At 65.3% G+C, this 14,214-nt stretch carries 13 protein-coding genes; 11 read left to right on the top strand and 2 right to left on the bottom strand.

Annotated features, from left to right (window positions below; genetic code table 11):
* The first annotated feature begins 224 nt into the window (after window positions 1-224).
* The 6 genes from AC1DYL_RS14495 (at window position 225) to AC1DYL_RS14470 (ending at window position 5,971) form a co-directional block, all read left to right on the top strand.
* The gene (locus tag AC1DYL_RS14495) at window positions 225-1,721 is read left to right on the top strand and encodes an ABC transporter substrate-binding protein (RefSeq protein ID WP_477173678.1); all 1,497 of its coding nucleotides are present in this window, start codon (window positions 225-227) and stop codon (window positions 1,719-1,721) included.
* A 69-nt stretch (window positions 1,722-1,790) separates the two neighbouring features.
* Complete coding sequence (locus AC1DYL_RS14490) at window positions 1,791-2,768, top strand: ABC transporter permease (RefSeq protein ID WP_477173677.1); 978 nt, start codon at window positions 1,791-1,793, stop codon at window positions 2,766-2,768.
* Window positions 2,765-3,610: an ABC transporter permease gene (locus tag AC1DYL_RS14485; RefSeq protein ID WP_477173676.1), complete on the top strand. Its 846-nt coding sequence runs from the start codon at window positions 2,765-2,767 to the stop codon at window positions 3,608-3,610. The genes AC1DYL_RS14490 and AC1DYL_RS14485 overlap by 4 nt, the downstream gene beginning before the upstream one ends.
* On the top strand, window positions 3,607-4,413 hold the full coding sequence (locus tag AC1DYL_RS14480; RefSeq protein ID WP_477173675.1) for an ATP-binding cassette domain-containing protein: 807 nt from the start codon (window positions 3,607-3,609) through the stop codon (window positions 4,411-4,413). Before AC1DYL_RS14485 ends, AC1DYL_RS14480 begins: the two co-directional genes overlap by 4 nt.
* On the top strand, window positions 4,410-5,156 hold the full coding sequence (locus AC1DYL_RS14475) for an ABC transporter ATP-binding protein (RefSeq protein ID WP_477173674.1): 747 nt from the start codon (window positions 4,410-4,412) through the stop codon (window positions 5,154-5,156). The genes AC1DYL_RS14480 and AC1DYL_RS14475 overlap by 4 nt, the downstream gene beginning before the upstream one ends.
* 20 nt (window positions 5,157-5,176) lie before the next feature.
* Window positions 5,177-5,971 (top strand): DUF1684 domain-containing protein, encoded by a 795-nt coding sequence (locus AC1DYL_RS14470; protein WP_477173673.1) that lies wholly within the window; start codon window positions 5,177-5,179, stop codon window positions 5,969-5,971.
* 9 nt (window positions 5,972-5,980) lie between these two features.
* Here AC1DYL_RS14470 and AC1DYL_RS14465 read toward each other — a convergent pair whose 3' ends face one another.
* Window positions 5,981-6,427, bottom strand: coding sequence for an RrF2 family transcriptional regulator (locus tag AC1DYL_RS14465; RefSeq protein WP_477151289.1), 447 nt, complete (start codon window positions 6,425-6,427; stop codon window positions 5,981-5,983).
* An 84-nt stretch (window positions 6,428-6,511) separates the two neighbouring features.
* Window positions 6,512-7,903 carry a UDP-glucose dehydrogenase family protein gene (locus AC1DYL_RS14460; RefSeq protein ID WP_477173672.1) on the bottom strand — a complete coding sequence of 464 codons (1,392 nt, stop codon included), beginning with the start codon at window positions 7,901-7,903 and terminating at the stop codon, window positions 6,512-6,514.
* A gap of 643 nt (window positions 7,904-8,546) precedes the next feature.
* On the opposite strand from AC1DYL_RS14460, the gene gmd reads away from it, so the two are divergent.
* From gmd to AC1DYL_RS14435, 5 genes are all read left to right on the top strand, one after another.
* The gene (gmd, locus tag AC1DYL_RS14455) at window positions 8,547-9,608 is read left to right on the top strand and encodes a GDP-mannose 4,6-dehydratase (protein ID WP_477173671.1); all 1,062 of its coding nucleotides are present in this window, start codon (window positions 8,547-8,549) and stop codon (window positions 9,606-9,608) included.
* On the top strand, window positions 9,608-10,537 hold the full coding sequence (gene fcl, locus AC1DYL_RS14450; RefSeq protein WP_477173670.1) for a GDP-L-fucose synthase: 930 nt from the start codon (window positions 9,608-9,610) through the stop codon (window positions 10,535-10,537). The genes gmd and fcl overlap by 1 nt, the downstream gene beginning before the upstream one ends.
* 14 nt (window positions 10,538-10,551) lie before the next feature.
* The gene (locus tag AC1DYL_RS14445; protein WP_477173669.1) at window positions 10,552-11,805 is read left to right on the top strand and encodes a WcaI family glycosyltransferase; all 1,254 of its coding nucleotides are present in this window, start codon (window positions 10,552-10,554) and stop codon (window positions 11,803-11,805) included.
* A gap of 85 nt (window positions 11,806-11,890) precedes the next feature.
* Window positions 11,891-13,099, top strand: a complete 1,209-nt coding sequence (locus tag AC1DYL_RS14440) for a hypothetical protein (RefSeq protein ID WP_477173668.1) — start codon at window positions 11,891-11,893, stop codon at window positions 13,097-13,099.
* Window positions 13,100-13,101: 2 nt separating this feature from the next.
* Window positions 13,102-14,214: a glycosyltransferase gene (locus tag AC1DYL_RS14435; protein ID WP_477173667.1), complete on the top strand. Its 1,113-nt coding sequence runs from the start codon at window positions 13,102-13,104 to the stop codon at window positions 14,212-14,214.

Genomic DNA, 14,214 nt, shown 5'->3' with positions numbered 1-14,214 from the left:
GCTTGCAATATCTGTAACTTCCGGGCGGCGTGGCGCCGGCCAGCGCCACGAGGAACGAGATTTTCTATTCGCGGGTCGGCAGCGAAGGGCGTTCCGCTACGGGCGTCGCGAACAGTTGGATTAGACTAGTAAAAGCATAGGGTTTTCAGCGGCAACGGGGTATCTAGATACCAATGTGAGACCGCTTTCATGCATCGGTCCACGCCGAACAAGGAGTTCCCCGAATGAACCAGATTTCCATCCGCCGCGCGCTGGTCGCCGCAACGCTGCTTGGCAGCGTTGCGCTGGCGCCGCTCGCCATGGCGCAGGAGTTCGATGCCAACGCTACGATCCGTATCGGCTCGCTGTACGAGCCGCAGAACCTCGACAACACCGCCGGCGCCGGCCAGGGCATCAACGAGGCGTTCAACGGCAACGTCTACGAGGCGCTATTCCAGTTGACCGATGCGGGCGCGGTAGAACCGAAGCTCGTCGACAGCTACACCGCCAGCGAAGACGGCCTCACCTATACCTTCAAGCTGAAGCCCGGCGTGACCTTCCATTCGGGCGATCCGCTGACCGCCGCCGACGTGAAGTACTCGATCGAGCGCGTCACCGCCGAGGCCTCGAAGAGCTCGCGCAAGAAGAGCCTGTCGACCATTACCGCCATCGAGACGCCGGATGACCAGACCGTCGTGATCACGCTGTCGGCCCGCTCGATCTCGCTGCCCTACAATTTGAGCTACGTGTGGATCGTCAACGACAAGGCGACCGATATCACTGCGACGGAAGACGGCACCGGCCCCTATACGCTCGGTGAATGGCGCCGCGGTTCGGCGCTGGCACTGGCCCGCAACGACAAGTACTGGGGCACCGCGCCGAGCAACGGCGAAGTGATCTACACTTACTTCACCGACGCGACGGCGCTGAACAACGCGCTGCTGACCAACGCGGTGGATGTGATCACCTCGGTGCAGAGCCCGGACTCGCTGGCGCAGTTCGCCGGCAACGCGGCCTACACGGTGACCGAGGGCGCTTCGACCACCAAGGAACTGCTGGCCTGGAACGACCGTGTTGCACCGTTCGACAACGTCAAGGTGCGCAAGGCTCTGGCCAAGGCCACCGACAAGGCGAAGCTGCTCAACTCGATCTGGGGCGACTACGGCACGCTGATCGGCTCGTTCGTGCCGCCGACCGACCCGTGGTACGTCGACCTGACCGGCGTCGATGCCTATGACGTCGATGCGGCCAAGGCGCTGCTGGCGGAAGCCGGCTACCCGGATGGCTTCGAGTTCACGCTCGATACCCCCGACTACGACCCGCATCCGATCGTCGCGCAGTTCCTGCAGGCCGAGTACGCCAAGGTCGGCGTGAAGGTGAACATCAACGTCATCACCGCCAACGAGTGGTACGAGAAGATCTACAAGGCGCACGACTTCCAGGCGACGCTGCAGGAGCACGTCAACCACCGCGACATCGTGTTCTACGGCAACCCAGACTTCTACTGGGGCTACAACAACCCCGAGGTGGTGAAGCTGATTGCCGACAGCGAGGCGGCCGCGACCATCGACGAGCAGAACGCCAAACTGCTGGAAGCCAACAAGCTCATCGCGGAAGACGCAGCCAGCAACTGGCTCTACCTCTACCCGCAGATCGTGGTTTCGGCCGCCAATGTCACCGGCTATCCGGTGAACGGGCTGAACTCGCAGTTCTTCGCCTATGGGATCCAGAAGGCGAAGTAAGCTCTGGGTCGCAAGACCCCGGTCCATGACGACGAGAGCGCCGCACGCTAGAGTGCGGCGCTCTCATTTTTGCGAAGGCCACACTCCATTCTCACCTATCTCCTCCGCCGTCTCGGCATCCTGATCCTGTCGCTGCTGATCGCGGCAGTGGTGCTGTTCGTGCTGCTCAGATTGCTACCCGGCGATCCGGCCAATGCGCTCTTGGGCGTCGGCGCCACCGAGGCGCAGATAGAGGCGGCGCGGAGCCAGGTCGGCTCCGACCAGCCGTTGACGACGCAGTTCGTGACGTTCGTCGGCAACCTCGCGCGGTTCGACCTGGGTACGTCGTTCGTCAGCAAGGCCAGCGTCCTGGGTGAGATCGGCAACCGGCTGAGCGTGACGCTGCCGCTGACGATTCTGGGGTTCGTGCTCGCCATCGTCATCGCGCTGCCGCTCGGGATCATCGCGGCGGTGAAGGGGGACCGGTGGTACGGGGCGGCGATTTCGATCGTCAGCCAGCTGGGGATCGCCATTCCGGTGTTCTGGCTGGGGATTCTGATCGTCACGATCTTTGCCATCAACCTCAGGCTGTTTCCGTCCGGCGGCTTTCCGCTGAAGGGGTGGGCCAATTTCGGCGAGGCGGCGGTGGCGCTCGCCCTGCCCGTGTTGACGGTGGCGCTGGTGATCGCGGCGTCGCTGCTGCGCTACGTGCGCTCGGCGACGCAGGATGTGGTTGGCAGCGACTACATCCGGACGGCCCGAGCGCTCGGCTCTGGCTTTGTCGAGGCGCTGGTACGGCACGGCATCCGCAACGGGGCGGTGCCGGTGATTTCGATCCTCGGCATTGAGCTCGCGACGACGTTCCTCGGCGCGGTGGTGGTGGAGAAGGTGTTCGCGCTGCCAGGGCTCGGCTCGATGCTGCTGCTCGCCATCCAGCAGCGCGACTATCCCAATGTGCAGGGCGTGCTGTTCATCTCGACGCTGCTGGTGCTGCTGATCGGCTTTGCGGCGGACCTGCTGCAGCGCTTCATCGATCCACGGCTGCGCGGCCGGGCGGGTGCGCCATGAGCGCGGTCGTGGCAACTGCGCCGCGGTGGCGCGGGTCGTGGATGCTGTGGCTCGGCTTCGCGCTGGTTGCCATCCACGTGGCTGTGGCGCTGCTGACGCTGGTATGGACGCCATACGATCCGACGGCGCTGACCGGCGGACGGCTGGCGCCGCCATCGTGGGAGCATTGGGCTGGGACCGACCGGCTGGGCCGCGATTTCTTCACGCAGATCATGATCGGCTCGCGCATCGCGCTGATCGTCGGCGTCGGCGCGGTGGCGATCGGCGGGCTGATCGGGGTGACGCTCGGCATGCTGGCGGCGTTCGCGACGCGGCTGCTCGACGATGCGCTGGCGGCGACGCTCGATATTCTCATCGCCTTCCCTACCCTGCTGATCGCCATGCTGGTGGTCGCGGCAAGCGATACGGCGAGCCTCGGCACGGCGATCCTGGCGCTGGGGATTGCGCTCTCCGCCATCGTGGCGCGGCTGACGCGTATCCTCGCCAAGCGGGTGCTGCTGATGGACTACATCACGGCGGCGCGGACGTCTGGCACTTCGTGGCTGGGCATCGTGTTCCAGCATGTGCTGCCCAACATCTGGCCGACGCTGTCGGTGAACTTTGCGCTGCAGTTCGGTCTCGCGGCGATCGCCGAGGCGTCGCTCAGTTATCTCGGGCTGGGGGCGCCGCCGCCGAACGCCAGCTGGGGCCGGCTGCTGCAGGAAGCGCAGGGGACGGTGTACACCGCGCCGATCGGGGCGATCGCGCCGGGCATCGCACTGGTGTCGCTGGTGATCGGGATCAACCTGCTGGCCGATGGGCTGCGCGATATCGGCGACCCGACGCGGAGGGGTTCGCGATGAGCCTGCTCACGATCGACAAGCTCAACCTCAGCGTCGACGGCAAGCCGCTGGTTTCCAATCTCTCCTTCTCGATCGCGCCCGGCGAGCGGCTGGGGCTGATCGGGGAGTCCGGGTCGGGGAAGTCGCTGACGGCGATGGCAGCGACCGGGTTGCTGCCGCGGGCCGTTGCTGCCAGGGGCTCGGTCCTGCTGGGCGGGCAGCAGGTGATCGGGGCGCCGGACCGGGTGCTCGACGGGCTGCGCGGGACGGTGGCGGCGTTCGTGTTTCAGGAGCCGCTGACGGCGCTCGATCCGCTGCTGCGGGTGAGCAGGCAGGTGGCGGAGCCGCTGCGGCGGCGGGCGCGGCGCGATGGGCGTGAGCTGTCGGGCGCCGCGCTCGACCGTGAGGTGCTGGCGCTGCTCGAGCATGTGGCCCTGCCCCAGCCCGAGCGCATCGCGCGGTCGTATCCGCACGAGATTTCCGGTGGGCAGCGGCAGCGGGTGGCGATTGCCATGGCGCTGGCGTGCCGGCCGCAACTTCTGATTGCCGACGAGCCGACCACGGCGCTGGATGTGACGACGCAGGCGGAAATCCTGAAGCTGCTGGACGGGCTGGTGCGGGACCGCGGCATGGCGCTGCTGTTCATCAGCCACGACCTGCCGGTGGTGGCCGAGATCGTCGACCGGGTGGTGGTGATGAAGGCGGGCGTGGCAGTAGAGGCCGGGCCGGTGGGCGAGGTGTTCGGCGCACCGCAGGACGACTACACTCGCTCGCTGGTGGCAGCTGCCAAGGCGTTCGACGACGCGCTGGAGGGCACGCCATGAGCCTCGTCAGCGTCGAGAATGTCAGCTTCGGCTATAGCCGCGAGCGGCTGGTGCTGAATGACGTCTCGCTCAGCATCCGCGCTGGCGCCAGCGTCGGGCTGGTGGGCGAGTCCGGATCGGGCAAGACCACCCTGCTCCGGCTGCTGCTCGGATTGACCAAGCCGAGCGCGGGGCAGATCCGGTTCGATGGCAAGAGGCTCGAGACCGGCAATGGCGGCTTCATGCGGGGCTATCGCCGGCAGGTGCAGGCGGTGTTCCAGGACCCCTATTCCTCGCTCGACCCACGACAGAATGTGCTCGGCATCGTCGCGGAGCCACTGCGCTCGCTCGGTATTCCGGGTGACCGGCGGGCGCTGGTCGAGGCGGCGCTGGTTTCGGTGGGGCTGGAGCCGGGGATTCTCGGCCGCTATCCGCACGAATTCTCGGGCGGGCAGCGGCAGCGTATCGCCATCGCCCGGGCCATCGTCGCGAAGCCAAAACTGCTGCTGGCGGACGAGGCAGTGAGCGCGCTCGATCTCTCGACCCGCGTCCGTATCGTCGAGCTGCTGAAGCGGCTGGCGGCCGACATGACGCTGGTGTTCGTGTCGCACGATCTCGGCGTGGTGGCGGCGCTCTGCGACGAGATGGTGATCCTCGAAAAGGGCCGCATCGTCGAGGCCGGGGCCACTCGCAAAATCCTCGCCGACCCCCAACATCAATACACCCGGAAGCTGCTCGGCAGCGTTCCGCGTATGCCCGCCTGAGCCACCCAAGGACGACTCCCATGACTAACTCTGATTACTTCGCCGCGCTCGACGCCTGGAAGACCAGGCGCCTCAACAACCTCAAGGCGCCGAACGGCTGGCTCAACATTATCGGCCGCTTCGTGCTCGACCCCGGCTCGGCAAGCGTCGGCACGGCCGAAGACAACGACATCGTCATCTCGGCCGGCCCGGCGCACCTGGGAACGGTGACGCAGGAAGCGGACGGGACGGTGACGTTCAAGCCGACCGACGGCGAGGCCATCCACATCACGCCGAACAAGAAGAACCCGCCAAAATTCCAGCTCGGCACCCTGCTCTGCGAGATCACCACGGTGAACGGCGACAACGCCCTGCGCATCCGCGACACCGCCTCGGCGGCGCCGGGTGCCTTCCCGGGGATCGAGTACTTTCCGGCGCAGCAGGACTGGCGGATCGTCGCCGAGTGGGTGCCGTTCGAGGCGCCGGTGGAGATGGATGTCGACACCACGGGCAACATCCGCACGGGCGTCGCGGTGACGCACAAGGCGGTGTTCACGCATGAGGGCAAGGCCTACGAGCTGATCGCCACGCACGGTACGCCGCAATCGCCGCAGTTCGTGATCCGTGACCCGACCTCGCGGGATTCGACCTACCCCGCCTCGCGCTTCCTGTTTGGCGAGGAGGTAACGGAGACCAGTATCGTGCTGGACTTCAACAAGGCCATCAACCCGCCCTGCGCTTTCACCGAATTCGCGGTGTGCCCGCTGCCGCCGCCGGAGAACGTGCTGCCGTTCCGCATCGAGGCGGGCGAGAAGCGCGTGCCCTATCCGGCCTAAGGCGGACCGTCAGGCGGTCTGAAGCTCGATCGGCAGGACGTCGCCTTCGGCGTCCCGCATCTGCGCCAACGTGGTGCGATCGAGCACTTCGGCGATGGCGTTGCGGACGTTCAGCATGGTGTGGCGGACCTGGCAGGTCGCCACATCGCAATCGTCGCAGGCTTCGTAGCGGGTGTGGCTGGCGCAGGGGATGGGCGCCAACGGGCCATCGAGCACGCGGACAATCGAGCCGACCTTGATCTCCTCGGGGGGCCGCGCCAGGCGATAGCCCCCGCCCTTGCCCTTGCGGCTCTGGACGATACCGGCGTTGCGCAGGTCGCCCAGGATGGCGTCGAGGAACTTCTTGGGAATGTTGTTGGAAGAGGCGATGTCGGCCACCAGTGCCAGCTCGCCGGGCGGAAACTGCGCGAGATGCACCAGCGCCTTCAGGCCATATTTTCCTTTGGCAGTGAGCATCCGTCGACAATCATCCCGGGCAATGAGCTTGCGCGAGGTATAAATTCTACCGACTAGCTATACAAGTGCCCCGTGTCGGGAGGATCAGGAGACCTGCCGGCGGCCGATCGGGAAGTAGGCGAGGCCGGCGTCCTCGACTGCCGTGGGCTCGTACATGTTGCGGCCATCGAAGATCGCCTTGCGGGTCAGCCGGGCGGCGAGCGACTGGAAATCGGGGGCGCGAAACGCCTTCCACTCGGTGACGATCACCAGGGCGTCGGCGCCCTCAATGGCGTCGTTGGCAGAGCCGGCGAAGCTGATCCGGTCGATATTGCCGTCAAGGTCCAGCGCCAGCACACGCTTTGCCTCGTCCATCGCCACAGGATCATAAGCGCGGACGGTGGCGCCGCGGCGCACCAGGTCGGCGATCAGTACCCGGCTCGGGGCATCGCGCATATCGTCGGTATTGGGCTTGAACGAGAGGCCCCAGATTGCGAAGGTCAGGTTGCTGAGGTCGTCGCCGAAGCGGGAGCGGATCTTGGTGCCGAGCACGTCTTTCTGAGCCGTGTTCACCTCCTCCACTGCGGCAAGGATGCGCATGGGGCGGCCCTGCTCTGCCGCGCTGCGCTGCAATGCGCTCACGTCCTTGGGGAAACAGCTCCCGCCATAGCCGGTGCCGGCATAAAGGAAGCTGTAGCCAATGCGTGGATCCGATCCCATGCCGCGGCGCACCAGCTCGATATCTGCACCCAGATCCTCGGCGAGGTTGGCGAGTTCGTTCATGAATGAGATGCGCGTGGCGAGCATGGCGTTGGCGGCATACTTGGTGAGTTCGGCCGACCGAACATCCATGACCATGGTGCGATCGTGGTTGAGGGTGAATGGGGCGTAGAGATAGCGCATGAGCTCGAGGCCGCGGCGGCCGCTGGTGCTAGCGTCGGCGCCGATGACGATGCGGTCCGGGCGGTTGAAGTCGGTTACCGCAGCGCCCTCCTTGAGGAACTCGGGGTTGGAGATGACGGTGAAATCGGGCTGGCCGAGACGAATACGCTCGTCGGCATTGGCGGCGAAACCGCGCTTCACCAGTTCCTCTGTGATCGCGGCGGCGACCATGTCTCCGGTTCCGACGGGCACGGTGGACTTGTCGGCCACAACCTTAAAGCCGGTGAGGTGCTCGCCGATGCTGTGGGCGACGGCGAGAACGTAGCGCAAGTCCGCCGAGCCGGTTTCATCGGGGGGCGTGCCTACCGCGATGAAGAGGGCCTCGCCGTGCTCCACGCCCTCCGCGATGTCGGTGGTAAAGAACAGCCTCCCGGCGGCGCGACTGCTGGCGACGATCGCCTCGAGGCCCGGCTCGTAGATCGGCACGCGCCCGTCGTTGAGCATGGCCACCTTGTTGGCGTCGATATCGACGCAGACGACATGGTTGCCCGCGTCGGCCAGGCAGGCTCCGGTAACGAGGCCTACATAGCCCGACCCGAAAATCGTTACTTTCATTCATCGCTCCGAAGAGAACGCTCGCAGCATACATGCACGGTTCCGGCGTGCGGCGTCCATCGGCACAGCGCGCTCGGGACGGAACGAGACCCGCGCGACGCGGGGTTGGTTACCGTAGCGTGACTGCACTCTACTCGAGACTGCCAAATCAACGGTTATAGATGTGTCATACGCGCATGTCGGGAATGCGAACCGGCCGTCGCCGGCATGTACTCTGCATGAGACGCACCTCGATTTTTCAGCGACTCAGTAGTCGCCCGGCGCACTCATCAATCGCTTTGCAATCCAGTTTTCATTTTTTGCTTGTGCAAAATGGTAAATTTATCATTAATCCGCGGATTGAGAGCGGCGCCCGCAGATAATGCGCGACGTCGTGTAGTCATCGACAATCTGGGGGCGGATTGATGAGTGACGCGTGGGGCGATGCCGAAGCACATTCTCGGCTCGGGCACGGGCAACATCTTACGGGCATCACGCGAACTTTCGGGCGTCGTGGTCACCCCGACTACTGCGATCCGCCACCACTGAATTTCTGATGCTCCTTCGCTAATTTATTGACACGGCGTCGGTGCGGTTGCCGTGGCATGGATCGGCCTGTACGACCCATATTCCGACACCTCGCACCTGGTTTTGAGTAACGATTTTGAGCAAGCGTGTTGCACTGATTACCGGCGTTACCGGTCAGGATGGCGCCTATCTGGCCCGGTTGCTGCTAAGCAAGGGCTATGTGGTGCATGGCATCAAGCGGCGATCGTCGTCGTTCAATACCGGGCGGATCGAGGACATCTACCAGGACCCGCACGAGGATGATCCGCGGCTGATCCTCCACTACGGCGACCTGACCGATGCGACCAACCTCATCCGCATCGTGCAGCAGACGCAGCCGGACGAAATCTACAACCTCGCGGCGCAGAGCCATGTGGCGGTCAGCTTCGAGACGCCGGAATATACCGCCAACGCCGATGCGCTCGGCACGTTGCGGTTGCTGGAAGCGATCCGCATCCTCGGACTCGAGAAGAAGACGCGGTTCTACCAGGCTTCGACGTCGGAGCTTTATGGAGCGGTACATCAAACTCCGCAGAACGAGATGACGCCGTTTCGGCCGCGTTCGCCCTACGCGGTGGCGAAGCTCTACGCTTACTGGACCGTGGTGAACTATCGCGAGGCCTACGGCATCCACGCCAACAACGGCATCCTGTTCAACCACGAGAGCCCTTTGCGCGGCGAGACCTTCGTGACCCGCAAGATCACGCGCGCTGCCGCGGCCATCAGGCTGGGCATGCAGGAGAAGCTCTACCTGGGCAATCTCAATGCGCTGCGCGATTGGGGCCATGCCGAGGAGTATGTGCGCGGCATGTGGATGATGCTGCAGCAGGAGGTTGCCGACGACTATGTGCTGGCGACAGGGGTAGCGACGTCGGTGCGCCAGTTCGTCGAATGGGCGTTCGCAGACGCCGGCATCGCTGTCGAGTGGCGCGGCGAGGGGATCGAAGAGCGAGGCTATGACACGAACGGCCGATGCCTGATCGAGATCGATCCGCGCTACTTCCGGCCGACCGAGGTGGATGCGCTGATGGGGGACCCGACCAAGGCGCGTACCAGGCTTGGTTGGCAGCACGAGAGATCGGCGCGGGATCTGGCCCGGGAGATGGTGCTCGAAGACCTCAAGCTCATGCAGAGCGCCGCAACTGCGAGTAACACCTGATGTACGAGCTGACCGGGAAGCGCATCTGGGTCGCCGGGCACAACGGCATGGTGGGATCCGCACTGGTGCGGCGACTGGCAAGCGAGAGCTGCGAGATTGTCACCGCGAGCAAGGCCGACGTGGACCTGAGGCGGCAGTCAGAAGTAGAGCGCTTCGTCGCCGAGGCGAAACCGGACGCAGTGGTGATAGCTGCCGCGAAGGTGGGCGGCATCCTGGCCAATGACACCTACCCAGCCGATTTCCTCTACGAAAACCTGCTCATCGAAACCAATGTGATCGGCGCCGCCGATGCCACGGGGGTTGAGCGGCTATTGTTCCTCGGATCGAGCTGCATCTACCCGAGGCTGGCACCCCAGCCGATCGCCGAGGACGCTCTCCTGACAGGCCCGCTCGAGGAAACCAACGAGTGGTACGCGATCGCCAAGATCGCCGGAATCAAGCTGGCGCAAGCGTTCCGCAAGCAGCGCGGACGCGACTACATCTCGGCGATGCCGACCAACCTCTACGGGCCGGGCGACAATTTCGATCTTATGTCGAGCCACCTGCTGCCCGCACTGATCCGCAAGGCGCATGAGGCAAAGCTGAATGGCGCCCCGGAGATCATCCTCTGGGGGACGGGCACGCCGCGGCGCGAGTTCCTCCATGTCGACGATTGCGCCGATGCCCTGGTGTTCCTGCTGAAGCACTACTCCGCCGCAGAACACATCAATGTCGGCTCGGGGGTCGATCTCAGCATTCTGGAACTGGCGCGACAGGTCTGCCGGGTAGTCGGATTCGAGGGCAACATCGTCCACGATCTCAGCAAGCCCGACGGCACACCGCGCAAACTGCTGAACGGTGAGAAACTGCGGGCCATGGGCTGGGCGCCGCGCATCGCGCTCGAGACGGGGATCGCCGAGACCTATCGGTGGTTTCTCGCACACCGCTAGAGGGGTAAGGCGGCATGAGACTGCTCATCCTGGGGCTGAACTACGCGCCCGAAAAGATCGGCATCGCGGTCTACACGACCGGCATGGCCGAGGCACTGGCCGCCGAGGGGCACGATGTGCGTGTGATCGCTGGCCAGCCCTACTACCCAGCCTGGACGATCGGCAAAGGTCACAATCCATGGGCGTACATGCAGTCCGAGGAGAATGGCGTGTCGGTCATGCGGGCACCGCACTACATCCCGGTCAACCCGACGGGGAAGCGACGCCTGCTGCATCACGCGAGCTTTGCTGCCACGGCCCTGCTGCCGGCAATCTGGAGCGGACTGACCTGGCGCCCGGACGTTGTGCTTGCCGTGGCGCCCTCAATGGTTGCGGCGCCGGTGGCGCGCCTCGCGGCGGCGCTGGCAGGGGCGCATAGCTGGCTGCATATCCAGGATTTCGAGGTCGAGGCGGCGTTCGCCACGGGCCTCATCGAAGGGGGCGGTCGGCTTGCCGGGCTGGCGCGGTGGTTCGAGGGCCGTGTGCTGAAGAGCTTCGAGCGGGTCAGCGCCATCTCGCCTGAAATGTGCCGGCGACTGGCGGACAAGGGTGTCGCGGCCGGGCGGATCGTCGAGCTCCGCAACTGGGCAGAGACCGGTTCGGTGCGGCCGATGTCGGTGCCTTCGCCTTACCGCCAGGAATGGAACATCGAGACCGAGCATGTTGCGCTCTATGCCGGCAACATCGCCAACAAGCAGGGTATCGACATCGTGCTCGATGCCGCCCGGCAGCTGCAGCATCGGCAGGATCTGACGTTCGTGATCTGCGGCGAAGGCCCGAACCGGGACCAGCTCAAGGCACGAGCGCGTGGCTTGGGGAACGTCCGGTTCCGCGACCTGCAACCGAAGGAGCGGCTCAGCGAGCTCATGGGGCTCGCCACCGTGCATCTCTTACCTCAGCTTGCCGGGGCTGCCGATCTGGTGCTGCCGAGCAAACTCACCAACATGCTCGCCTCCGGCCGACCCGTGGTGGCGACGGCAGCGGCAGGGACGGGGTTGGCGCGCGAGGTCGAGGGCTGCGGCATCGTTGTGCCACCTGGCGACGCGCTGGCCTTCGCCCACGCCATCGATCGGCTGATGGATGACAGTGCCTTGCGGGCGGCAACAGGAGCGGCCGCGCGGGCGCGGGCTGACGAACGCTGGTCCAAGGCGGCGATCCTCCGGTCGCTCACGTTCGACCTGGCGCGGCTCACCACCAGCGCTTCGGCGCCCCCGGCCCCCGTGGCGTGATATGGATACCCGGCTGGCCATAAGAACTGCCGGCCGATCGGCTGATTTGGGCAGCGAGACGCGACGTAAGCGGCTGAATGTAGCGTTGCTCATCAGCAGCTATGCAGCAGGGCAAGGCGCGATCTTTGCGGTGCAGACGCTGCTGGTGGCACAGGAAAAGCTACCGTTGCTTGCCGCCTTTGGCTCCGCTTTTTCCTTCGCCATGCTCGCCAGCCTGCTCATCGATTTCGGCGCACTGACGGTGCTGGCGCGAGAGACCGCTCACGCCGAGGGCATCGAGGAGCACATCTGGTCCAGCTACTGGAGCGTCACGGGGTTCCGGCTGGCGATTGCAGTTGGAGTCGCCGCGCTGGCGCTAGCGCATGCCGGGCTCGGGGCCGATGAGTTCTCGCTGAACTACACGCTATGGGCACTGCCTTCGGTGCTGCTGTGGTCGTTCAATGCCAGCGGGGTGCTCGATGGTCTGCGGCTCGGCGGCATCAGCGGCCTGACCGCGTCCCTGCCCTATCTGTGCTCGGCGCTCGCGCTTTCGGCAACGATCGAGGCTTCGCCTGCGGTGGCCGGTGCGGTGCTGGGTGGTGCGCTGACCGCCGGCTATGTCCTCACACTGGTCGGGCAATACACGGCGTTGCGTATCGCGAGCCATGCGCCGCAGTTCGTCCGGCCGGCTGCGGGGCAAATGCTGACATTGGGTCGCGACGCCGGCACCGTGTTGCTGACCACACTGCCCGGCCAGCTGTACTTTCGATACCAGTTGCTCCTCGCGAACTTCGCCCTTGGGCCCGCTGGCGCAGCGCTGTTCATCTACGCCAAGCAGATCGCGACAGCGTTCGCGCAGGTGGTCGGCTTCGTCCAGCGCGTGGAGTTTCCCGACCTTGTGGCCCGCCTGACCAACATCCGGGGCGATTCAGCGGCGCTGGTTCTCAATGTCCGGTCTGCGGGAACGCTGGTCGGCGGCGTGGGCACCGCCGTGATGACTGCCGGTGGGCTCACGGGGTATCTGCTCCTGCCTGCCCCGCTCAGCGCGGCGGCCCTCGCGGTGGCCATGTTCGGGCCGGTGGTCGTGGCCGGAGCGATTGTTACCGCATTGGTGCAGCACCTGCAGGCTGGGCGCCAGTATGCGGCGGCAGCAACTGCCATGGCGGTGGCGGTTGGCGTCGGAGCGAGCGTCAGTGCCGCCGTTTTGGCTTTGCCGGCGATTGTGATCTTCGCAGTTGCCGACCTCGTTCTCTATGGTTCGGCGATCCTAGGTACACGAGCTGCGCTGCTCGCCCAAGCAAGGCACGCAGCATGAGGGTGGCGTACGTTTCGAGTTCGCTTTCGCGCTCCGCCGGCGGGCTCTATCACTCGGTTTCGGGGCTCGCGCGTGCGATCGCCGAGCGGGGCGTGGACGTAACTGTGTTCGGCGGCGCCGACCGCCACTTCGAGGACGATCGGCATGAGTGGGCCGAACTTCCACTTCGCACCCACCCGCTTTCGGACGTTTATGGCTTTCATTGGCGGGTTTTCGGCCGGCTGCTGTCACACCGGCCCGACCTGCTGCATCTGCATGGCATCTGGACCGCCACTTCGATTTACGGTCGCTTCGCGCAACTCGCTGGGATCCCCCTGGTGGTGTCGCCGCATGGCATGCTGGAAGGGTGGATCCTTCGCCGTCGCAGGCTGGCCAAGGCGATGCACGGGGCGCTGTTCGAGCGGCCGCTGGTTGGCGGTGGACATGTCCATGCGCTCTGCAAGGCGGAGTACGGCGCGATCAGCAGCTACATGCCCGACTCGGCGCGTCGGACGTTCATCTTGCCGAATGGAACAACGGAGGTCTCACCCATACCGGCGGCCGCGGAGCGAAGTGGGGTTCTCTATCTCGGCCGGCTGCATCCGAAGAAGCAGGTCCTCGAACTGGCTAGAGCATGGGTCCGGTCCCCGGCGCTGCGCGAAGTGACCCTCACCATCGCCGGGTGGGGCGACCCGGACTATGAGGCCGCGGTGAAGGCGGTGGCGCACGGATCGGCCAATGTGAGGGTCGTCGGCCCGCTCTACGGCCCTGCCAAAGCCGAAGCATTCGAAACCGCACGAGCGTTCATCCTCCCTTCGCTCAGCGAGGGGTTGCCGATGAGCGCGCTGGAGGCACTGCAGTATGGCTGCCTGCCTATCATCACCGATCAATGCAACCTGCCTGAGCTGTTCGCGGACGGCGCTGCGCTGCGCATCGCGACGAATCTCTCCGACTTCGAGCGCGTCGTGGCCGATGCCGTCGTGGCCTCGGAAGACGAGGTGCGCGCGCGAGCGCATTACCTGACATCCTACGCACGCCGCTACCGGTGGAGCGAAATCGGGGAGGCGATGATCGGACACTATCGGGCGATCATCGATGTGCATACCTCGAGGCGGCGCGGAAAGGCTCGCGGCTAA

It is taken from the genome of Devosia sp. P1_H9, assembly GCF_056405135.1.
Note: the sequence above shows the minus strand (reverse complement) of the source record. Positions and strands in the feature narration are given on the sequence as shown.

What these genes read in the sequence shown, in the direction of transcription:
- AC1DYL_RS14465 (WP_477151289.1), bottom strand. Translation starts at nt 6,427, where the DNA reads ATGCTCACTGCCAAAGGAAAATATGGCCTGAAGGCGCTGGTGCATCTC.
- AC1DYL_RS14495 (WP_477173678.1), top strand. Translation starts at nt 225, where the DNA reads ATGAACCAGATTTCCATCCGCCGCGCGCTGGTCGCCGCAACGCTGCTT.
- fcl (WP_477173670.1), top strand. Translation starts at nt 9,608, where the DNA reads ATGTACGAGCTGACCGGGAAGCGCATCTGGGTCGCCGGGCACAACGGC.
- AC1DYL_RS14480 (WP_477173675.1), top strand. Translation starts at nt 3,607, where the DNA reads ATGAGCCTGCTCACGATCGACAAGCTCAACCTCAGCGTCGACGGCAAG.
- AC1DYL_RS14485 (WP_477173676.1), top strand. Translation starts at nt 2,765, where the DNA reads ATGAGCGCGGTCGTGGCAACTGCGCCGCGGTGGCGCGGGTCGTGGATG.
- AC1DYL_RS14460 (WP_477173672.1), bottom strand. Translation starts at nt 7,903, where the DNA reads ATGAAAGTAACGATTTTCGGGTCGGGCTATGTAGGCCTCGTTACCGGA.
- AC1DYL_RS14475 (WP_477173674.1), top strand. Translation starts at nt 4,410, where the DNA reads ATGAGCCTCGTCAGCGTCGAGAATGTCAGCTTCGGCTATAGCCGCGAG.
- AC1DYL_RS14470 (WP_477173673.1), top strand. Translation starts at nt 5,177, where the DNA reads ATGACTAACTCTGATTACTTCGCCGCGCTCGACGCCTGGAAGACCAGG.
- AC1DYL_RS14445 (WP_477173669.1), top strand. Translation starts at nt 10,552, where the DNA reads ATGAGACTGCTCATCCTGGGGCTGAACTACGCGCCCGAAAAGATCGGC.